17 protein-coding genes are annotated in these 19,959 nt (G+C 66.3%); 6 read left to right on the top strand and 11 right to left on the bottom strand.

The features are described from left to right. Window positions 1-3: 3 nt before the first annotated feature. On the bottom strand, window positions 4-1,872 hold the full coding sequence (locus tag B6S44_RS06660) for an extracellular solute-binding protein (RefSeq protein WP_129155992.1): 1,869 nt from the start codon (window positions 1,870-1,872) through the stop codon (window positions 4-6). 165 nt (window positions 1,873-2,037) lie between these two features. Then, window positions 2,038-2,583 carry a c-type cytochrome gene (locus B6S44_RS06655; RefSeq protein ID WP_129155991.1) on the bottom strand — a complete coding sequence of 182 codons (546 nt, stop codon included), beginning with the start codon at window positions 2,581-2,583 and terminating at the stop codon, window positions 2,038-2,040. A gap of 172 nt (window positions 2,584-2,755) precedes the next feature. Between B6S44_RS06655 and B6S44_RS06650 the strand changes: the two genes are divergently transcribed. Together B6S44_RS06650 and B6S44_RS06645 are read left to right on the top strand one after the other, a co-directional pair. Further along, window positions 2,756-3,499: a 3-deoxy-manno-octulosonate cytidylyltransferase gene (locus tag B6S44_RS06650; RefSeq protein ID WP_129155990.1), complete on the top strand. Its 744-nt coding sequence runs from the start codon at window positions 2,756-2,758 to the stop codon at window positions 3,497-3,499. A gap of 9 nt (window positions 3,500-3,508) precedes the next feature. Further along, a complete protein-coding gene (locus tag B6S44_RS06645) occupies window positions 3,509-4,363 on the top strand; it encodes a prephenate dehydratase (RefSeq protein WP_129155989.1) in 855 nt (284 codons plus the stop codon). A 158-nt stretch (window positions 4,364-4,521) separates the two neighbouring features. Here B6S44_RS06645 and hpxZ read toward each other — a convergent pair whose 3' ends face one another. From hpxZ to B6S44_RS06615, 6 genes are all read right to left on the bottom strand, one after another. Beyond that, entirely contained in the window at window positions 4,522-4,926 is a 405-nt protein-coding gene (gene hpxZ, locus B6S44_RS06640) for an oxalurate catabolism protein HpxZ (RefSeq protein WP_248309481.1), read from the bottom strand. Next, window positions 4,923-6,095 (bottom strand): amidase, encoded by a 1,173-nt coding sequence (locus B6S44_RS06635; RefSeq protein ID WP_129155988.1) that lies wholly within the window; start codon window positions 6,093-6,095, stop codon window positions 4,923-4,925. The genes hpxZ and B6S44_RS06635 overlap by 4 nt, the downstream gene beginning before the upstream one ends. A 48-nt stretch (window positions 6,096-6,143) precedes the next feature. Next, window positions 6,144-7,100, bottom strand: coding sequence for an NAD(+) diphosphatase (nudC, locus tag B6S44_RS06630; protein WP_129155987.1), 957 nt, complete (start codon window positions 7,098-7,100; stop codon window positions 6,144-6,146). Between the two features lie 93 nt (window positions 7,101-7,193). Continuing rightward, window positions 7,194-8,105, bottom strand: coding sequence for a 3-hydroxyisobutyrate dehydrogenase (mmsB, locus tag B6S44_RS06625; protein WP_129155986.1), 912 nt, complete (start codon window positions 8,103-8,105; stop codon window positions 7,194-7,196). 272 nt (window positions 8,106-8,377) lie between these two features. Further along, a complete protein-coding gene (locus tag B6S44_RS06620) occupies window positions 8,378-9,526 on the bottom strand; it encodes an isobutyryl-CoA dehydrogenase (RefSeq protein WP_129155985.1) in 1,149 nt (382 codons plus the stop codon). Window positions 9,527-9,551: 25 nt separating this feature from the next. Continuing rightward, complete coding sequence (locus B6S44_RS06615; RefSeq protein ID WP_129155984.1) at window positions 9,552-11,048, bottom strand: CoA-acylating methylmalonate-semialdehyde dehydrogenase; 1,497 nt, start codon at window positions 11,046-11,048, stop codon at window positions 9,552-9,554. A 120-nt stretch (window positions 11,049-11,168) separates the two neighbouring features. Between B6S44_RS06615 and B6S44_RS06610 the strand changes: the two genes are divergently transcribed. Then, on the top strand, window positions 11,169-12,107 hold the full coding sequence (locus B6S44_RS06610) for a LysR family transcriptional regulator (RefSeq protein ID WP_129155983.1): 939 nt from the start codon (window positions 11,169-11,171) through the stop codon (window positions 12,105-12,107). A gap of 13 nt (window positions 12,108-12,120) precedes the next feature. Here B6S44_RS06610 and B6S44_RS06605 read toward each other — a convergent pair whose 3' ends face one another. The 3 genes from B6S44_RS06605 to B6S44_RS06595 form a co-directional block, all read right to left on the bottom strand. After that, window positions 12,121-13,425, bottom strand: a complete 1,305-nt coding sequence (locus B6S44_RS06605) for a diguanylate cyclase (RefSeq protein WP_129155982.1) — start codon at window positions 13,423-13,425, stop codon at window positions 12,121-12,123. Window positions 13,426-13,609: 184 nt separating this feature from the next. After that, window positions 13,610-15,355 carry an ABC transporter permease gene (locus tag B6S44_RS06600; RefSeq protein WP_129155981.1) on the bottom strand — a complete coding sequence of 582 codons (1,746 nt, stop codon included), beginning with the start codon at window positions 15,353-15,355 and terminating at the stop codon, window positions 13,610-13,612. 31 nt (window positions 15,356-15,386) lie between these two features. After that, window positions 15,387-16,373 (bottom strand): ABC transporter substrate-binding protein, encoded by a 987-nt coding sequence (locus B6S44_RS06595; RefSeq protein ID WP_129155980.1) that lies wholly within the window; start codon window positions 16,371-16,373, stop codon window positions 15,387-15,389. Window positions 16,374-16,678: 305 nt separating this feature from the next. On the opposite strand from B6S44_RS06595, the gene B6S44_RS06590 reads away from it, so the two are divergent. The 3 genes from B6S44_RS06590 (at window position 16,679) to B6S44_RS06580 (ending at window position 19,888) form a co-directional block, all read left to right on the top strand. Further along, window positions 16,679-18,061, top strand: a complete 1,383-nt coding sequence (locus tag B6S44_RS06590) for an ABC transporter substrate-binding protein (protein ID WP_129155979.1) — start codon at window positions 16,679-16,681, stop codon at window positions 18,059-18,061. Window positions 18,062-18,161: 100 nt separating this feature from the next. Then, window positions 18,162-19,052, top strand: coding sequence for a carbohydrate ABC transporter permease (locus B6S44_RS06585; RefSeq protein WP_129155978.1), 891 nt, complete (start codon window positions 18,162-18,164; stop codon window positions 19,050-19,052). Next, window positions 19,049-19,888 (top strand): carbohydrate ABC transporter permease, encoded by an 840-nt coding sequence (locus B6S44_RS06580; RefSeq protein WP_129155977.1) that lies wholly within the window; start codon window positions 19,049-19,051, stop codon window positions 19,886-19,888. The genes B6S44_RS06585 and B6S44_RS06580 overlap by 4 nt, the downstream gene beginning before the upstream one ends. Window positions 19,889-19,959: the final 71 nt, after the last annotated feature.

Genomic DNA, 19,959 nt, shown 5'->3' with positions numbered 1-19,959 from the left:
CGCTTATGCCTTCCCGATCCGCTTGGCTTTTTCGGGATCGTACCACCATGTACCCGGCGCGCCGGAACTGAATTTCGGCTTGGTCTGAGGACGCTCATACATATCCCAATAGGCCAGCCATTCGCTGGCGTTCCACCACATCGGGATCCAGTAGCGCCCGGCCCGTAGCAATCGGTCGAGGCATTTGGCCGCCACCACCACCTCGGCATAGCTGTCGGCTTGTCCGATCTTGTCGATCATCGCGTCGATCGCTGGATGGGCAATGCCGCCGACATTGCGCGAACCACGCGTCTTGGCCGCTTCCGAGCCGTAGACGACGCGCATCGTGTCGCTCGGGATCGAGCTGCCGCTCATCGCGCGGCTGATGACGTCGAAGTCGAACTCGTCGAGCCGGCGCTGGTATTGCGCTCCGTCGACGATGCGCGAGGTCGCATTGATGCCGAGCCGCTTGAGATTGGCCTGGAAGGGCTGGGTGTGCGGCTGCAGCGAGGGCGTCGAATCCAGGAACTCGATCTCGAAGGGCTGGCCGTTCGGCAGCTTCATCACATTGCCATCGCGCTTGCAGCCAGCGGCACGCAGCATCTCGTCGGCGCGGCGCAGCAAGGCACGGTCGCTGCCGGAGCCGTCGCTGACCGGCGGCAAATAGGGCTCGCCGAAGACCTCGTCGGGCACCTTGCCGCGGAACGGCTCCAGTAGTGCGAGTTCCTCCGGCGAGGGTTTGCCCACCGCCTTCGAATCCGAGTTCTCGAAATAGGAGGTCGCGCGCGAGAAGGACGAGAACATGATGTTCTTGTTGGTCCACTCGAAGTCGAAAGCGAGGCCGAGCGCCTCGCGAATGCGCGGATCGGCGAACTTTTCGCGCCGCAGATTGTAGATCCAGCCCTGCGAGCCGATCGGCTCGGTCTTCGGCAGGGCCTCCTTCTTGACCTTGCCTTCGTGGATGGCGGGGAAGTCGTAGCCCGTCGCCCAGATGCGCGAGGTGAACTCCTCCTGGAAGGTGATCACGCCGCTCTTGAAGGCCTCGAAGGCGACCTGTCGGTCACGGAAATATTCCCAGCGGACCCGGTCGAAATTGTTCTGGCCGACATTCACCGGCAGGTCCTTGGCCCAGTAGTCCGGCACCCGGTCGAACTCGATGAAGCGGCCCTGCTCGAAGCGGCCGACCTTGTAGGCGCCCGAGCCGAGCGGTGGCTCCAGTGTCGAGGCCTCGAAATTGCGGGTCGACCAGTATTTCTCGGAGAACACCGGCAGCCCGGCGACGACGAGATGCAGGTCGCGGCTGCGCTTTTGCGAGAGCTTGACGACGATGAGGTCGTCGCTCTCGGCGACGGCTGATTCCATTTCGGCGAGGATCAGCCGGTAGGTCGGATGGCCCTTGCTCTTGAGCAGGTTGAAGGAGAAGGCGGCATCGCCGGCGGTGACGCGCGAGCCGTCATGGAACTTCGCCTCCGGCCGCATGCGGAAGCGATAGGTCAGCTTGTCGGCGGACACAGCGACACTCTTCGCGAGCAGGCCGTAGAGCGAGCCTGGCTCGTCGCCCGAGCCAGCCATCAGGCTGTCGAAGCAGGCATCCATGCCGGCGGCGCCGTCGCCCTGCAGCACAAAAGTGTTGAGCGTGTTGAAGGTGTCGAAGCTCTGGTTGCCGCCGGCGCGCTTGATCTGGATGGTGATCGAGCCGCCCTTCGGCGCCTTCGGGTTGACATAGGCAAAATGCGGAAAGTCCGGCGGCAGCGCCAGCTCGCCGAAGGTCGAGAGGCCGTGGACCTCGTTCTCCTGCGCCAGTGCCGTCGTCAGCGAGCCTGGCAGCGTGGCCGCGCCTGCGAGCGCACCGCCGGCTTCGAGCAGCCTGCGGCGGGTGATCCGGATCGCCATGCAAAAACCCCTTGCGATTCGTCGTCCGATTATGTCGTCACGCCCGGCCAAAGCCAGTGTTGTGCGCATTCCCCGTCATGGTGACGGCAATTGCATGGCGCAAACAAGCAAAAGCCGGGCGCTTGGCCCGGCTCGTGCGGTCACGTTGCTGCGAAAGGCGCCGGCTCAGGGTTTCGGCAGGGGCTTGGGCGCGTCGGCCAGCGTGTTCAGATAGGCGACGACGTCGGCGCGGGCCTCGGGGCGGCTGATGCCGGCGAAGGCCATGATGGTACCCGGAACATAAGCCTTCGGATTCTTCAGGAAATGATCGAGGGCATCGGCGTCCCAGCTCTTGTCGCCGCGGCCCTTCATCGCGGCCGAATAGCCGAACCCTGCGACCGAGCCCTCGTTGCGGCCATAGACGTCGTAGAGATGCGGGCCGACCTTGTTGGCGCCGCCCTTCTCGAAGGTGTGGCAGGCCTTGCAGGCGGCGACAGCCTTCTCGCCCTTGGCCGGGTCGGCCTTGGCGAGACGTACCGCGATCGGCTCTTCGGCGGCTGCTGCAGGAGCACCGGCGCCGCCAGCGGCGGCCGGCTCGAGGCTCGGCAGGTCGTAGCCGGGAACGGCCGGCTTCTTCGGGGCGAAGACGATGCCGGCGCCCATGTTCAGGGCCATCACGACGAGCAGGGTCGAAAGCCCCGCGCCAGCGATCTTGTTCAGTTCGATATTCATCGTCTCTCACAACCCCCGGCCCGCCCGTCGGCGAAGCAAGACAGCGCTGCGGCCGGGCCCTTGCGGAGCCGGCACGTCAGCGCTGCTTAACCGCTTTGCGCGCTGCATTGCAACTCGTATAAGCACGCTCCGCTTTGAGACCTTTTGCCGCCCCGCGAGCTTTCCCCAGCCAATGCCCAATCCGCTGATCCTGATCCCCGCCCGCATGCAGGCGACGCGCCTGCCAGGCAAGCCGCTGGCCGACATTCTGGGCGAGCCGATGATCGTTCGCGTCTGGCGCCGTGCCATCGAAGCGCGCGTCGGCGAGGTCGTGGTCGCAACCGATGACGAGCGCATCCTGGCGGCGATCGAGCAGGCCGGCGGGCGGGCGGTGATGACCAGCCCCGCGCACCAGACCGGCTCCGACCGGATCAAGGAGGCCGCCGACATCGTCGATCCGAAGGGTGAGCACGACATCATCGTCAACGTCCAGGGCGACTTCCCGACGCTGGCACCGACCGCGATCGCCGCGGCGGTGGAGCCGCTGGCCGATCCGGCCGTCGACATCGCGACGCTTGCCGGCGAGATCACTGACGACGAGGAGAGGACCGCGCCGAGCGTGGTCAAGCTGATCGGCAGCGAGATCTCCCCCCGCCGGATGCGGGCGCTCTACTTTACCAGGGCGACGGCGCCTTACGGCGATGGCCCGCTCTATCATCATGTCGGCCTCTACGCCTATCGCCGCCGCGCGCTCGATCGCTTCGTCTCGCTGCCGCAGTCGCCGCTCGAACTGCGCGAGAAGCTCGAGCAGCTGCGCGCGCTCGAGGACGGCATGCGCATCGACGCCATGATCATCGATCACGTCCCACGAGGCGTCGACACGCCCCCCGATCTGGACCGCGCCCGCGCGTTCCTGACATCCAGCGCCGGAGCCTGAAGACCTAAAATGTCAGTCGTCGTTTCCTATCAGGGTGAGCCCGGAGCCTTCTCTTCGCAGGCCGCCCTCCAGGTCTTCCCGGATTGCGAGCTGCTGCCTTGCCGGACCTTCGAGGACGCGCTCGCGGCGGTCTCGGACGGCGCTGCCCGCTACGGCATGATCCCGATCGACAACTCGATCGCCGGCCGCGTCGCCGACATCCATCACCTCCTGCCGCGCTCTGGCCTGCACATCATCGGCGAGCATTTCCTGCCGATCCGCTTCCATCTGATGGCGGTCGAGGGCGCGACGCTGGCGACGCTGCAGACAGTGCAGAGCCACATCCATGCGCTCGGCCAGTGCCGCAAGATCATCCGCAAGCTCGGCCTCAAGGCCGAGGTCGCGGCCGACACCGCCGGCTCCGCCCGTCAGGTCGCCGAGGCCGGCGACCCGACGCGTGCCGCGATCGCGCCGCACATCGCCGCAGAGGTCTACGGCCTCAAGATCCTGATGGAGGACATCGAAGACGAGAAGCACAACACCACGCGCTTCGTCGTGCTTTCGAAATATCCCGAATTCGCCCGCCAGGGCGCCGGCAAGACGGTGACGACCCTGATCTTCCAGGTCCGCAACCTGCCGGCGGCGCTCTACAAGGCGCTCGGCGGCTTCGCCACCAACGGCGTCAACATGACCAAGCTCGAAAGCTACATGGTCGACGGCCATTTCTCGGCGACGATGTTCTACAGCGACGTCGAGGGGCATCCCGACGACCCGGCGCTGCGCCGCGCGCTCGACGAGCTCGCCTTCTTCTCGAAGGAGATGAAAATCCTCGGCGTCTACCCGGCGCACGCATTCCGCGACAGCTTCCCCGAGCCGGGGGAGTAAAGCCTTCCCTTCTCCTCTCGGGGGAGAAGGTCCCGGCAGGGGGATGAGGGCGGCGCGGCTGGGTGAGACGAGGACAGGTAGCGCCTACCCTTCCCTCATCCGTCGGCTTCGCCGAGCCACCTTCTCCCCCGAGGGGAGAAGGGTAGGCCGCCGCCCCTTCACCAGGGGCGCGGCCCCTCCATCGTTGAGACATGGGCCGAGACCACTTTCCAGCCCAGGTCCGGGAAGCGCACCCAGCTCTGACTCTGGCGGCCGATGATCTCGCGCCCGCGCACCTTGAATTCGAGATTGACGGTGGCGAAGTCGCGGCCGAGCGTCAGGATTTCCAGGCGGATACGCTTCTCCTTGATGCCGGGACCCGGCGGGCGGGCGACGCGGTGGACGTGGATCTCGTCGAAGCCGTAGCCGTTCTCGCCCAGCGCGTAGCGGATGGTGTGGGGGCTGTTCCAGAAGGAGGCGTCGAGCACATCGACCTGCTTGTCGATCAGCGCCTGCTCGTAGCGCTCGAACAGGGCGCTGATCTCGGCGACGACATCGGGCAGGTTCGGGGTCAGGTCGCTCACGAGAGGGCCTCCATGGCTTGGGCGACGGCGATCAGGCTGGCGTCGGTGCCGCGGCCGCCGATGATCGACAGACCGACCGGCGCCCCGTTTACCGTGGCGCCCGGCAGATTGAGCTGGGGCGAGCCGGTGAGGCCGCCCTGGGCGCAGAAGCAGGTGATGCGGTCGCGCAAGGGCTGCAGCTCAGGCGCCGGCAGCCCGCGCAGCGGCGCCGGGAAAGGCGTGGTCGGCAGGCAGAGGATCGTGCCTGCTGGCAAGAGGTAACGCAGCCGCGCCCGCGCTTCCTCGCGCATCAGCGCCGCCCAGTTGCGCTCGCTCGCGGAAATCTGCGAGCCGGCGATCAGCCCGGCGGCGACGCTGAAGGCCATGCGTGGGTTATGCCGCTCGATCCAGGGCTGGAAGGTCTGCCAGGCTTCGACCGGCTGCAGGCTGCGCTGCGCCCGTGCCCAGACCGAAAGCCCCTGCGGCGCCATGATCTCCTCGCGCGCCGTGCCGACGATCCGCTCCAGCTTCCGCACCATCGGCCGCAGGGCTTCCGCGACCTCGGGGTCGGCGAAGCCGAAGGCGTCGACGGCGATCAGCAGCTTCGTCGGCAGCGGGCCGGGCGCCTCGCCGAGCAGCACGGCACCGACCTTCGCGAAGGTCCCGGCATCGCGCGCGAACCAGCCCGCCGTGTCCGAGCTTGGCGCCTGCGGCAGCAGCCCGGTCAGGTCGAGCCGGCCATGGGTCGGCCGGATGCCGTAGAGCCCGCAGAAGCTCGCCGGCACGCGGACGGAGCCGCCGGTATCCGTACCCAGCGCGATGTCGCAGAGGCCGGCGGCGACGGCCGCCGCCGAACCCGAGGAGGAGCCGCCGGGCACGCGCCCGGGCGCGGCGCTGTTGATCGGCGTGCCGTCGAAGGCGTTCTCGCCGAGGATGCCGAGCGAAACCTCGTCGGTGATGGTCTTGCCGACGCAATCCGCACCCGCATCCAGCAAGGTCTGCACCGTCCAGGCATGGCGCGTCGGGATCGGGTTCGCCTTGGCCCAGTCGTGATTGCCGCCACCGGTCGGCAGGCCGGCGACATCGAACAGATCCTTGACCGCGAAGGTCAGCCCCGAGAGCGGTCCGCCCGGATGGCCGGCGATATGGGCACGTGGCCCGGGAACGAAGGCGTTGACCGGGTCCGTCATCCAGGGCTCCGCAAAGGCTGTTCGTTCGTCAGGATGACGCGGGGCGCGTCAGGGCTCCTCGCCGTCCACCGCCCACGCCTTCAGGATCGTGTTCGCGATCGCCATATGCGGCGGGCAGAACAGCTCGTCGGGGTGCCTGCCCTCCAGCATCTGCAGCGCCTCGGCGCGGCTGAACCAGCGGCCGGCTTCCAGCTCGGTGCCGTCGAGCACGATATCGTCGTTCAGCGCCTCGGCGATGCAGCCGATCATCAGCGATCCCGGGAAGGGCCAGGGCTGCGAGGCGATGTAGCGAACCGTGCCGGTGCGCAGGCCGGCTTCCTCCCAGGTCTCGCGGCGGACGGCGTCCTCGAAGGTCTCGCCCGGCTCGACGAAGCCGGCGATGCAGGAATACATGCCGGGCGCGAAGCGCGACTGGCGCGCCAACAGGCAGTTGTCGCCGCGCACCGCCAGCATGATCACGACCGGGTCGGTGCGCGGGAAATGCTGCGCGCCGCAGGCCTCGCACTGCCGCTTCCAGCCGGCCGAGCCGAGCTTGGTCGGCGCGCCACACTGGGCGCAGCAGCGATGGCGTGCATGCCAGTCGAGCAGGGCCTTGGCCTCGCCGAGCGGACCGAGCTCCTCCTTCGGCACCAGTCGCTTCAGCGCGATGCTGCGCAGGTCGGTGACGACGAGCACGGCCTGCTCGCGCAGACCGTCGAGCAACTCGCGGTCGATCAGCCGGCCGAAGCGCGGCGCGCCTTCCGGATCGAGCCCGAGAAAGACCTCGTCCAGCGCCGGGCCCAAGCCGTCGGCACCGCTCTCGTCGAACCAGACGGTCTGGGTCTCGGCGCCGTTGCGCAGCAGGATCGGCGTTTCGCCGGCGACGACGGTGAAGCGCGCATCGCTGCGCGCCCGCAATTCGGCGATCTCCTCCGCCCGGTCACGCAGATCGGCACGTCGGTCGAGCGGGCTGGTGGCGAAACCGGTCTGGGCTGAGCGTTCGGTGCGGCGGGAGGCGTCGTTCATGCCTCCCGTCCTACTCCGCTTTCGTTCCAACCGGAACGGGGTCGAAAGCAGAATTATACGTATGCGAACGTTCGCCGGCGGCGGTGCATCCGTTCAGCTGTTTCCGCGCCCGCGCAGCAGATGGATGATGCCGGAGAAATCCGTGCCGCCTTCGCCCCAGGCATTGTGCAGGCCATAGACCTGCGCCGCAGCAGCGCCGAGCGGGGTCGAGGCGCCGGCGGCCTGCGCCGCCTCCTGGGCGAGCTTGAGGTCCTTCAGCATCAGCGCCGAGGCGAAGCCGGGCTTGTAGTCATTGTTGGCCGGCGAGGTCGGCACCGGGCCCGGCACCGGGCAATAGGTCGTCAACGACCAGCACTGGCCCGAGGAGGTCGAGGCGACGTCGAACAGCGCCTGATGCGACAGGCCGAGCTTCTCGGCCAGCACGAAGGCTTCGGAGACGCCGATCATCGAGATGCCGAGGATCATGTTGTTGCAGATCTTCGCCGCCTGGCCGTTGCCGGCGTCGCCGCAATGCACGACCTTCTTGCCCATCGCCGACAGGATCGGCTCGCCGCGCTTGAAGGCGTCTGCGCTGCCGCCGACCATGAAGGTCAGCGTCGCGCCCTGGGCGCCGCCGACGCCGCCCGAAACCGGCGCGTCGAGCGAGAGGCAGCCACGCTCGGTCGCGAGTGCATGGGTCTTGCGGGCGCTCTCGACGTCGATCGTCGAGGAATCGATCAGCAGCGTGCCCGGCTTCACCGCGGGCAGGATATCGGCCCAGACCCCCAGCACATGTTTGCCGGCGGGCAGCATGGTTACGACGATCTCGGCCTCGGCGACAGCTTCCTTGGCCGAGGCGGCGATGCCGACGCCGAGCGCGGCAGCCGCGTCCTTCGAGGCCTGCGAGAGATCGAAGGCGAAGACCTTGTGCCCGGCCTTGACCAGGTTGCCGGCCATCGGCCCGCCCATATTGCCGAGCCCGATGAAGGCGATGGTGCTCATGGTCGTTTCCTCCGCGGAATTCATGGTTGGTCTCGCTCTTTGCGCTGATCAGAGAGCGGAAACTGAAGAGCTCGCATCGATGGCGCCATAGGCCGTGGTTGCAGGGATTTCGGCTTAGTTCACCAAAAGAGAAGGAGCAGCCAAGCGAAGCCTAGGACGAGAGCGGAGCCGAGCGAAAGCAGCACCCACGCTGGAGGCAGGCCGAACGCGCCTATTACCGCTGCGATGACCGTGCTTGCGAACGAACCGCGAGCTGTACGTTTCCGCCACCGTTCGGTCGTAGTCCGCGCCAAGCGTCAATTCCCCTTCGCCCGCCCGACCAGCGAGCGCGCCACGATCATCCGCATCACCTCGTTGGTGCCCTCGAGGATCTGGTGGACCCTGAGATCGCGGACGATCTTCTCGATGCCGTAATCGGCGAGATAGCCATAGCCGCCATGGATCTGCAGGGCCTGGTTGGCGACCTCGAAACCGGTGTCGGTCGCGACCCGCTTGGCCATGGCGCAGAGCTTCGTCGCATCCGGCGTCTTCTCGTCGAGTGCCGCCGCGGCACGCCAGAGGAAGGTGCGGGCCGCCTCCAGCTCGGTCGCCATGTCGGCGAGCTTGAACTGCAGCGCCTGGAAATCAGCGATGCGGGAGCCGAAGGCCTTGCGCTCCTGGGCATAGCTGAGCGCCTTGTCGAGCGCACCTTGCGCCCCGCCGATCGAGCAGGCGCCGATATTGAGCCGCCCGCCATCGAGGCCGGCCATCGCGATCTTGAAACCGATGCCTTCCGGGCCGATCCGGTTGGCGACCGGCACGCGGCAGTTCTCGAAGATCACCGCCCGCGTCGGCTGGGCGTTCCAGCCCATCTTCTTCTCGTTGGCGCCGAAGGAGAGGCCGGGCGTGCCCTTTTCGACGACAATGGTCGAGATGCCCGACGGGCCGGCCTCACCGGTGCGCACCATCACGACGTAGACATCCGAGACGCCGGCGCCCGAAATGAACTGCTTCTGGCCGTCGAGGATGTAATGGTCGCCGTCGAGCACGGCCTTGGTCTTCAGCGCGGCGGCATCGGAGCCGGCGCCCGGCTCGGTCAGGCAATAGCTCGCCAGATGCTCCATGCTGCAGAGCTTCGGCAGGAATTTCTGCCGCTGCTCGTCCGCTCCGTAGCGGTCGATCATCCAGGCGCACATGTTGTGGATCGAGATATAGGCCGCGACCGTCGGGCAGGCGGTCGAGAGCGCCTCGAAGATCACTGCCGCGTCGAGGCGCGTCAGGCCGGAGCCGCCGACATCGTCGCGGATGTAGATGCCGCCCATGCCGAGCGCCGCCGCCTGGCGCATCTCCTCGACCGGGAAGTGCTTCTCCTCGTCCCAGCGCACGGCATGCGGCGCCAAGGTCTCGGTTGCGAAACCCTGGGCCATGTCGCGGATGGCGATCTGGTCTTCGGTGAGGGAGAACATGCCCTGATCTCCTTCGCCGTCGGCCTCAGCCCATCGTCGGGATGACGAAGCTCGCGCCGTCCTTGATGCCAGACGGCCAGCGCGCCGTCACCGTCTTGGTCTTGGTGTAGAAGCGGATCGAATCCGGGCCGTGCTGGTTGAGGTCGCCGAAGACCGAGCGCTTCCAGCCGCCGAAGGTGTAGTAGGCGAGCGGCACCGGGATCGGCACGTTGATGCCGACCATGCCGACCTGGACCTTCGAGGCGAAGTCGCGCGCGGCATCGCCGTCGCGGGTGTAGATCGCGGTGCCGTTGCCATATTCGTGGTCGTTGGTCAGCTTCAGCGCTTCGTCATAGCTCTCGGTGCGCAGCACGGAGAGGACCGGTCCGAAGATCTCCTCCTTGTAGATGCGCATGTCCTTGGTGACGTTGTCGAACAGGCAGCCGCCGACATAGAAGCCGTTCTCGTAGCCCTGCATCTTGAAGTCGCGGCCGTCGACGACGAGCTTGGCGCCTTCGCCGATGCCGATGTCGACATAGGACTTGATCTTCTCCATCGCCGCCTTGGTGACGACCGGGCCGTAATCGGCCGAGGTGTCGGTCGAGGGGCCGATCTTCAGGCTCTCGACGCGCGGGATCAGGCGCTTGACCAGCTCGTCGGCGGTCGCCTTGCCTACGGGCACTGCGACCGAGATCGCCATGCAGCGCTCGCCGGCCGAGCCGTAGCCGGCGCCGATCAGCGCATCGACCGCCTGGTCCATGTCGGCGTCGGGCATGATGATCATGTGGTTCTTGGCGCCGCCGAAGCACTGCACGCGCTTACCATTGGCGCAGCCACGGGCGTAGATGTACTCGGCGATCGGGGTCGAGCCGACGAAGCCGACCGCCTTGATGTCATGGTCGTCGAGGATGGCGTCGACTGCCTCCTTGTCGCCGTTGACGACGTTGAGGATGCCCGGAGGGCCACCGGCCTCGATGAACAGCTCGGCGAGGCGCATCGGCACGCCGGGGTCGCGCTCGGACGGCTTCAGGATGAAGGCGTTGCCACAGGCGATGGCGGGGCCGAGCTTCCAGAGCGGGATCATCGCCGGGAAGTTGAACGGGGTGATGCCGGCGACGACGCCGAGCGGCTGGCGCAGCGAATAGATGTCGATGCCCGGGCCGGCGCCGTCGGTGAACTCGCCCTTCATCAGGTTGGGCACGCCGAGCGAGAACTCGACGACCTCGACGCCGCGCTGGATGTCGCCCTTGGCGTCGGGGATGGTCTTGCCGTGCTCGCGGGCGAGCAGCTCGGCGAGCTCGTCATTGTTCTGCGCGATCAGGTCGAGGAACTTCATCAGCACGCGGGCGCGGCGCTGGGGATTGACCGCCGCCCATTTCGGCTGGGCTTCGAGCGCGTTCTCGACCGCGGCGCGCAATTCCTGCTGCGAGGCGAGGGCGACCTTGCCTATCACCGAGCCGTCCATCGGCTGGTAGACATCGGCCGTGCGGCCCGAGGTGCCAGCGACGTGCTTGCCGCCGATGAAGTGACCGATCTGACGCATGGCATCCTCCCCTAAAGTCGTGTGGCGCTGATTGGAGCTACCCCTATCATTATCGTTTGCGCACGGCTATAGGCAGATATCGGCTTACGTCGTGCAAAAACACAAATACGGAGGAGCGGCATGGAACGGTTCGACTGGGACGACCTGCGTTTCTTCCTCGCCGTCGCCCGCTCCGGCCGGCTCACCGCCGCCGCGCGCCGTCTCGGCGCGGATCATGCCACCGTCTCGCGCCGCATCACCTCGCTCGAGGAATCGCTCAAGGCCAAGCTGTTTGAGCGGCGGCCGCAGGGTTACGCCCTGACCGGCCATGGCGAGCAGTTGCTGGCCAAGGCCGAGAGCATGGAAACCGAGGCGCTGGCGATCCAGAGCGAGATCGGCGGCGCCGACATGGCGCTCTCCGGCACGGTCCGGATCGGCGCGCCCGACGGTTTCGGCTCGACCTTCCTGGCACCGCGCTTCGCCGGCCTCGGCAAGGCCTATCCGGGGCTCGAGCTCCAACTCATCGCCATGCCGCGCCTGCTCTCGCTGTCGAAGCGCGAGGCGGATGTCGCGATCACGCTCGCTCCGCCCAAGGAAGGCAAGGTCGTCGCCCGCAAGCTCTGCGATTACCGCCTCGGCCTCTACGCCTCGCAGGACTATCTCGATGCGATGCCGAAGGTCACGGCGGCAGAGGACCTCTTCGGCCACCGTATCGTCGGCTATATCGACGACCTGATCTTCACGCCCGAGCTCGACTATCTCGACGAGGTCGCCAAGGGCCTGCGCGCCCAGATCCAGAGCTCGAGCGTGCTCGCGCAGATGAACGCGGTCGCGGCCGGCGCCGGCATCGGCGTGATCCATCACTTCATGGCGGTCGACGAGCCCCGGCTCGTCCCCGTCTTGCCGGAGAGCGTCTCGATCACGCGCTCCTTTTGGCTGCTGGTCCACGCCGATCTCAAGGACGTCGCCCGGGTTCGGGCGGTCGTCGATTTCATCGTGCGCGAGTCGAAGGCCAATCGCGCGCTGCTGATGGGCGAGCTGGCGGCTGCAGGAGTTCCGCGCCTGGCAGCCGCGGGCTGAGATCGGCGCGGGCCTACGCGGCGACGCGGACGCAGTTGCGCCCCTCGTGCTTGGCCGCATAGAGCGCTCGGTCGGCCGCTATGAGGTATTGGTCCAGGCTGCCCTGCCCATTTATCTCGGCGACGCCGATCGAGACCGTCAGCGTGATCTGCTGATCGTCGACCAGCAATGTCTCGTGCGAGAGGTCGAGCCGGATGTGATCGCTGAGGCGCAGCGCCGCCCTGGTGTTCAGGCCGGGGAACAGGATGGCGAACTCCTCGCCGCCGATCCGGGCGAGCAGATGGCCGGCGCCCTCGACCGATTGGGCGAGATATCGCGCCACCTTGGCCAGCGCCTGGTCGCCGAAATCATGGCCGTGGCTGTCGTTCAGATGCTTGAAGTCGTCGATGTCGAGGATGGCGATGGCGCTCGGCAGATTCTTCGCTCGCGCTTCCGCAATGAGCTTCTCGGCGCTCTCGAAAAAAAAGCGGCGATTGAACAGGCCGGTCAGGGCATCGCGCGAGGCGAGATTATGCAGCTGTTCGATCTGCTCCATCGTCTCGACATTGCTCGCGATCCGGCATTGCAGCTCTTCGGGAATGAAGGGCATCGAGATGAAGTCATTGGCGCCCGCCTTGAGGAAACCAACGGACACCATGCGGTCGCTGGAGGACGAGACGCCGATTAGCCGCAGCCGGTCAGAGGCGAACTGGCGGCGGATGCGGCGCGTCAGTTCGTAGCCGTCCATCTCCGGCATGTAGTAGTCGCTCACGACCAGCCGGATGTCGGGATTGTCCTGGATCAGCGACAGCGCTTCATCTCCGGACTCCGCCTCGATCACCTGGTATTGCTGTACCTTCAGCATATGGGTGAGAAGTTTACGGGTCGCCGCGGTGTCGTCGACCACAAGGATACGGGTTTGCCGGTTGCAGAGCGCGCGCCTGGCGGTCGCGACCACGGTCTCGAGCGTGAAAGCGCTGTCCTTCGGGACATAGTCGATGACGTCGCGCTCCATGATCCGATTGCGCGTCTCGATGTCGAAGCTGGCAGTGTGGACGATCGTCGGGATGCGGCGCTGGACGGTGAAGTCGATGGCCTCGCCGCGCGGGGCGTCGGGCAGGTTGAGATCGACCACGGCCAGGGTGAACGCCGCGCGGTCCTCGGTGACGACCTCGTGCAGCTCGTTGAGCGACTGGCAGACGACGATGGGCAGCTGAAGCTCGGCCTCGAGGCGGCGCGACAGCGCCAGCGCATAGGTCCGCGAATCCTCGACGAGAAGGACCTTGAGCTCTTCGGCGATGGGTTCGCTCTGACGGCGTCCGGTAGCGCGATAGGCCATTGAGCTCACGAGTCCCTAGTCGGTGCCGGCAGGGTATGCGGCAGGTTTCGAGCTCTGCTTCGCGATGGAAAGGCGAACTCCATGCGGCAGACCATCCTGCCGCAACGTTAATTTGGGTTTAACTAAGCCCCTGCCGTTCACGGACGATAAGGAGGGCTTATCGGCACGGTGCGAGGGGTGCCGCTCAGATCCGCCAGGGCAGGATGTTGGCCGGCAGCTTGCGGCCCAGCGCGTCGAGCCCGAGCATCACGGCAAGGATCACCACGCAGGCGCTGATCGCGACCGCTGCAGCCTCGCCCGCGAGGCCGGCTTCCTTCAGGCTGAACAGCACGACGCCGAGCGTCTCGGTGCCCGAGGACCAGAGCAGGGCCGAGACCGTGAGCTCGTTGAAGGCGACGAGGAAGACCATCAGGCCGCTCACCGCCGCCGCCGGCGCCAGGATCGGCGCGACGATGAAGCGCAGCATCTGCCAGAGCGTGACGCCGTCGAGCTTGGCGGCTTCCTCGTGATGCGCCTCGATCTGGGCCATCGCCGCGACCGGCGCCTTCAGGGCCAGCGGCAGGAAGCGGGCGATATAGGCGAACAGGATGATGAAGGGCGTCGCGTAGATGCTGACCCCGATGAGCGGCAATGGCTTCAGGAACATCAGGATGCAGGCGATGGCGAGGACGACGCCGGGCAGGGCATAGGGCAGCTCGATCACCACCTCGACCACGCGCCGGAGCTTGCCCATGCGCCGCTCCAGCCCATAGGCGAAGGCGATCGAAAGCAGCGCCAGGATCACCGCGGCCGAGCCGGCGAAGAGGAGTGAGTTGCGGAAGGCGCGCACCGTCACGTCCTGCCGCAGCAGCACCTCGGCGAATTTGTCGAATGTCAGATTCTGCCAGGTCAATGCGACGCCGAGCGCCGGCGTCAGCGCCTCGCCGATCAGCGCCAGCAGCGGCAGGCCGAGCTTGAGCGCGATCAGGAGCCAGAGCCCGGCGAAGACGACAGGCCGGGCGCCGCCAAGATGCCAGAAGGGCTGCAGCGGCCGCTCGATCTCGACCTTGCCCCCGCCGCGCCGCGTCGCGAGCAGGCCGGCGGTGATGCCGAGGCCAGCGACGAGCGCGACCAGCAGCGAGAGCGCGGCGGCATCTGGCAGGCCGGCAGGGCCGAAGCTCGAGAGCCGGCGATAAATCAGCGTCGGCAGGGTGAGGTAATTCACCGGCAAGCCGAGCAGGGCCGGGATGCCGAAATTGCCGATGCCGGCGACGAAGGCGAGCAGGGCCGCGGCGATGATCTGCGGCCGCAGCACCGGTAAAAGGATGCGGCCGACGATGGTCGCAGGCGCGGCGCCTTCCATCTGCGCTGCCTCGACCAGCGCATGCGGCACGCTGCGCAGGCCGGTCCACAGCGTGATCGCGACAAGCGGTGCGTGATGCAGCGCCATCACCAGGATGATGCCGCCGCGCCCGAGCAATGGGTTGGGCGTGCCCGGCGCCGGCGAAAGCCCGAGAAGGCCGAGCAGGAAGGAATTCGGTGCGAACAGGCTCAGGAAGGCGAGCGCCGCGACCTGCGGCGCGATCATCATCGAGAAGACCAGCGCGAAGGCGAGGGGCCGCTTGCCGCGGACATCGGTGACCGCGAGCAGGATCGCCGCAGCTCCGCCGATCAGGAGCGCGCCGAGCGCCGAGAGCCCGGCCGTCTCGAAGGTGTGCAGGGTCGCGTTGACTGCGGCGCGGCTGGTGATCTCGGCCAGCGCGCCCTCGGGCGCGAACTGCCAGCCGGGCGCGAAGGCGGCGGCGAGCAGCCGCAGGAAGGGCAGGGCGCCGAACAGCGCCGCGCAGAGCAGCACCAGCGCCGGCAGGCCAAGGCCTGACGGCAAGGCGAGGCCGGGCAGGGCCGGCCGGATGCCGGTCTGCCGGAACTCTGCGGGCGCTGCGAGCGTCATCGTCTCGGAGCCTGAATCGGGCTGAGCGGGCTCAGCCTTCGAAAATGGCGCTGAAGCGCTTGCGGGCGGCCGGCTCGTCGGCCAGCGCCTTGGCGGCGTCGAACGGCATCAGCTTGATCGCGCCGCGCGCCGGATAGCCGGCCGGCAGGGCGACGTCGGGATGGGCCGAGACATAGCCCTGCTTCAGCGCGAGCTCCTGGCCTTCCTTCGAGATCAGGAAGTCGACCAGAGCCTTGGCGGCCTCCGGGTTCTTGCTGCTCTTCAGGATCGCGACCGGCTCGCTCACCGCCGAGACGCCCTCCTTCGGGAAGACGAACTCGACCGGCGCGCCCTTGGCCTTCTCGCGGATCGGCATGAAGTCGACGATCATGCCGTAGAGCTTCTCGCCGGTCGCAACCTGGCGCAGGATGTCGCCATTGGCGCCGGCGGCGAGCGTGCCGTTCTTCTTGAGTTCTTCGTAGAAGCTCCAGCCGCCCGGCAGGTTGCCGGTCAGTGTGATCGTGTGGATCATCGCGGCGCCCGAATTCAGCGGGCTCGGCATGGCGAGCTGGTTCTTGACCTCGGGCTTGGCGAGATCGAGCCAGCTCTGCGGCTTCAGCGCCGCCTTGGTGTTGTAGACGATGCCGGTGGTGATCAGCTTGGTGGCGAACCACATCTTCGCCGGGTCGTGCACACCGGCCGGGAAGGCCGAGACATCGGCCTTGTCGTGTGCGAGCAGGCGGTCTTCCTTCTTCAGGCCTTCCATGGTCACGGCGTCGGCGATCAGCAGCACATCGGCTTGCGGCGCGCCGGCTTCGATCTCGGCCCGGAGCTTGGCCATCACGCGCGGCGTGCCGTCGCGGACGAAGCTGACCTCGACCTTGGGGTACTTTGCCTTGAAGGCGTCGATCGTCTGCTGGGCGTCGGTGTTGGGCTGGCTGGTGTAGAGCACGAGCTTGCCTTCGACCGCGCCGGCGGGATCGATCGCCGGCAGGGCCAGTCCGAGCGCGAGAACGGCGGTGGTTGCGAGGGCGCGCATGGGAAACTCCGGTCAGTTTGCCGCGACGCCGATGAGGCCGCGCGAAGGTCTGGATGGGGATCGTGCGGCGGGGTTAGGCCGTATCGATGACACATCCGTGACATTGTCCTCTTTGCCGCGGCCCGGCTGCGCCGTCAAAGTCGTTTCATACGATCCCTGCGAGGACGGATGGAGGGAAGCTTCCGCCGAGGGGGGCATGAAATTCGTGCAGACCAGCCGCTTGTTTCTTGCAGGGCTCTTCGACTAGTGTTTAGGAGGAGATGGGCAAAAAAGCTCAATCTAAACGTTTTAAATGGGAGGTTACCATGAAAATCCTGCGCTCTCTGGCTGCCGGCGCAGCCTTGGCCGCAATCACCGCCGGCTGGTCGGGAGCGGCGCTCGCCCAGGAGACGGTGACGGTTTGGTTCACCAAGGGCTTCTACAAGGGCGAGGACGATGCGCTGCTTGCCGTCGTCGACAAGTTCCAGAAGGCCGCCGGCGTCAAGGTCGATCTCTCCCTGTACTCCACCGAGGACTGCGTCACCAAATCGGTCGGCGCCGTGCAGGCCGGCACGCCGCCGGATGTCGGCTTCTGCACCACCTATGACTTCCGCACCACGGGACAATGGGCCTTCGAGGGCAAGCTCGAGGACGTGACCGACGTGCTGGAGCCGCTCAAGGGCGACATCCTGCCCGACTCGCTCGTCACCACCTTCCTGATGAACGACAAGACCAAGAAGAAGTCCTACTACGCCTTCCCGCTCCAGCAGCAGATGATGCACATCACCTACTGGAAGGACATGCTCGAGGAGGCGGGCTTCAAGGAAGGCGACATCCCGAAGAGCTGGAACGGCTACTGGGACTTCTGGTGCGACAAGGTCCAGGGCGGGCTGCGCGCCAAGGGCAAGCGCATCTACGCCGTCGGCCATCCGATGGGCGTCGCCGCCTCCGACACCTTCTACAGCTTCTTGACCTTCGCTAACGCGCATGACGCCAAGGTCGTCGACGAGAACGGCAAGATCGTCCTCGACGATCCGAAGAACAAGCCGGCGATGGTCGCCGCGGTGAAGGACTACGCCAACATCTCCTCGCGCGGCTGCACGCCGCCCTCCTCGGTCAACTGGCTCGATCCGGACAACAACGTCGCCTTCCATAACAAGACGATCGCGATGACGCACAACGCGACCATCTCGATCGCCTCCAAGCATCTCGACGACAGCAATAACCCGGCCTTGACCCAGGAGCAGCGCGACCAGGCCAAGAAGAACTATTTCGACAACATCCGCACCACCCAGTTCCCCGACAAGCCCGACGGCAAGCCGCTTCCGAATCTGGCGGCGGTGAAGACGGCGGTCGTCTTCGCCGACGGCAAGAACAAGAAGCGCGGCAAGGAATTCATGGCCTTCATGATGAAGGACGAGAATCTGCGCCCCTTCGTCGAAGGCTCGCTCGGGCGCTGGCTGCCGACCACCAAGTCCGGGCTCGCCAGCCCGTTCTGGACCGACGGCAAGGATCCGCACCGCGCGCTGGTCTACAAGCAGTTCAGCTCGGGCACGATCCCCTTCCAGTTCGTCTACAACTACAAGTTCACCGCGGTGAACGCTGAGAACGTCTGGGCCAAGGCGATCAACCGCGTGCTAGTCGACAAGGTGGCGCCGGAGCAGGCGGTCGACGAGATGATCGCCCGCATCAAGCAGATCGCCGGCTGACACCGGCCATCGCTGTCCGAATGACAAGGCATCCCGCGGCGGCAAGCGTCGCGGGATGCCGACCCGTCTCGATCGGCGGACGTGCAAAGGAGACAAGAACATGACCGCCGCAACGATGGCGCCCCCCACCACGACGAGCCGGAGCAGCGCAACCTCCGGACAGGCGCGCGACCGTGCCCTCTGGGGGGTGATCATGCTCGCGCCCTATATCCTCGTCTTCGCCGTGATGGTGGTCTATCCGGTCGCCTATGGTTTCTGGCTCGGCCTCAATTGGCAGTCCTACAAGGCACTCTTCGCCGATCCGATCTTCATCCGCACGGTGGTCAACACCGTCGTCTTCCTGTTCATCGCGGTGAACCTGAAGTTCCTGATCGCGCTGTTCCTCTCGGGCTTCTTCGTCCAGCAGCGCGCCTGGGTGCGCTTCATGCTGGTGCTGTTCATCCTGCCCTGGGCGGTGCCCTCGATCCCGACCATCCTGTCCTTCCGGGTCATGCTCAATCCCGAGAACGGCATGATCAACCAGCAGCTCTTTCATTGGTTCGGCATCGTCGAGGGGCCCGGCTGGCTGACCGATCCGACGCTCGCCTTCGCCTCCTCGATCCTCGTCCATATCTGGAAATCGCTGCCATTCTGGACACTGATCCTCGTCACCGGCCGGCTCGCCATCGCGCAGGACCTCTATGAAGCCGCGAGCGTCGACGGCGCCAACAGATGGCAGCAGTTCCGCTTCATCACCTGGCCGTCGCTGGCGACGCTCTATGTCACTTCGACCCTGCTTTCGATGATCTGGACGCTCGGCGACTTCAACAGCGTCTACCTGCTCACCGGCGGCGGTCCGGGCGACCTCAATCACGTGCTGGCGACGCTCGGCATCCGCTATATGCGCAACAACAATCTCGACCTCGGCATCGCCTCGATCATCTGCGCGATGCCGCTGATCCTGCCCATGGTCTGGTTCATGGTGAAGCGTCTCTCGAAGGGAGCCGAATGATGAAGAAGGTTCTCGACGAGGGTAAGCTGATCCTGATCGCCATCCCGGTTCTGATCTGGACGCTGCTGCCGATCTACCATCTCTTCGTGCTGTCGATCTCGACGCAGGAATCGATGCTCGCCGGCAGGCTCTGGCCGGAGAAGCCGACGCTGCAGAACTTCCAGATCGTCTTCAACCAGCAGCATTATTATCTGACGAACTTCTGGCTGCAGCTGTTCAACAGCTTCCTGATCGCGATCACGACCGGGCTGCTCACCCTGTTCATCGCGACCTGCGCCGCCTTCGCCATCTCGCGGCTGAAGGCGCCGGGCGGCCGCTCGATCATGAATTTCGCGCTGGCGACCTATCTGATCCCGGCCGCCTTCCTCGCCATCCCCATGTACAAGGCGATGGGTACCTTCGGGCTGCTCAACACCCGTGTCGCGCTGATCCTCGCCATGGTCGCGCTCGCTTCGCCCTATGCGATCTGGGTGCTGAAGCAGGCCTCCGACAAGCTGCCCAAGGAGCTTGACGAAGCCGCGATCATGGATGGCGCCAACTCGCTGCAGCTCTTCCGGCTGGTCTACCTGCCGCTGATGAAGCCTTCCATGGTGGTGATCGGCATCTATGCGCTGCTGCTCGCCTGGAACGAGTATCTCTACGCCTTCCTGCTGCTCTCCAGCGAGAAGGCGGTGCCGCTCGCGGTTGGCCTCGGCCTCTTCCTCTCGGCCGACGACGCGCCCTGGAACCTCCTGATGACGGCGGGCCTGATCTACGCCATCCCGCCGGCGGTGATCTATTACGGCTTCCGCAAGAACATGGTTTCGGGCCTGACTGCGGGCGCGGTGAAGAGCTGACCGAAAGCACCGACGAAGCGATCCGGCCGGAGCTGATGCAGAGCCGGGTTGCTTTGCTTTCGCTCGCAATG

The organism is Allobosea sp. Tri-44, assembly GCF_004123845.1.
In the GTDB taxonomy this organism is placed as follows: Bacteria; Pseudomonadota; Alphaproteobacteria; order Rhizobiales; family Beijerinckiaceae; genus Allobosea.
This window is presented reverse-complemented; position numbering and strand designations above follow the sequence as displayed.

Coding starts and splice junctions, on each gene's coding strand:
- B6S44_RS06660 (WP_129155992.1), bottom strand. CDS start 1,872: ATGGCGATCCGGATCACCCGCCGCAGGCTGCTCGAAGCCGGCGGTGCG.
- B6S44_RS06655 (WP_129155991.1), bottom strand. CDS start 2,583: ATGAATATCGAACTGAACAAGATCGCTGGCGCGGGGCTTTCGACCCTG.
- B6S44_RS06650 (WP_129155990.1), top strand. CDS start 2,756: ATGCCCAATCCGCTGATCCTGATCCCCGCCCGCATGCAGGCGACGCGC.
- B6S44_RS06645 (WP_129155989.1), top strand. CDS start 3,509: ATGTCAGTCGTCGTTTCCTATCAGGGTGAGCCCGGAGCCTTCTCTTCG.
- B6S44_RS06635 (WP_129155988.1), bottom strand. CDS start 6,095: ATGACGGACCCGGTCAACGCCTTCGTTCCCGGGCCACGTGCCCATATC.
- nudC (WP_129155987.1), bottom strand. CDS start 7,100: ATGAACGACGCCTCCCGCCGCACCGAACGCTCAGCCCAGACCGGTTTC.
- mmsB (WP_129155986.1), bottom strand. CDS start 8,105: ATGAATTCCGCGGAGGAAACGACCATGAGCACCATCGCCTTCATCGGG.
- B6S44_RS06620 (WP_129155985.1), bottom strand. CDS start 9,526: ATGTTCTCCCTCACCGAAGACCAGATCGCCATCCGCGACATGGCCCAG.
- B6S44_RS06615 (WP_129155984.1), bottom strand. CDS start 11,048: ATGCGTCAGATCGGTCACTTCATCGGCGGCAAGCACGTCGCTGGCACC.
- B6S44_RS06610 (WP_129155983.1), top strand. CDS start 11,169: ATGGAACGGTTCGACTGGGACGACCTGCGTTTCTTCCTCGCCGTCGCC.
- B6S44_RS06605 (WP_129155982.1), bottom strand. CDS start 13,425: ATGGCCTATCGCGCTACCGGACGCCGTCAGAGCGAACCCATCGCCGAA.
- B6S44_RS06600 (WP_129155981.1), bottom strand. CDS start 15,355: ATGACGCTCGCAGCGCCCGCAGAGTTCCGGCAGACCGGCATCCGGCCG.
- B6S44_RS06595 (WP_129155980.1), bottom strand. CDS start 16,373: ATGCGCGCCCTCGCAACCACCGCCGTTCTCGCGCTCGGACTGGCCCTG.
- B6S44_RS06590 (WP_129155979.1), top strand. CDS start 16,679: ATGAAAATCCTGCGCTCTCTGGCTGCCGGCGCAGCCTTGGCCGCAATC.
- B6S44_RS06585 (WP_129155978.1), top strand. CDS start 18,162: ATGACCGCCGCAACGATGGCGCCCCCCACCACGACGAGCCGGAGCAGC.
- B6S44_RS06580 (WP_129155977.1), top strand. CDS start 19,049: ATGATGAAGAAGGTTCTCGACGAGGGTAAGCTGATCCTGATCGCCATC.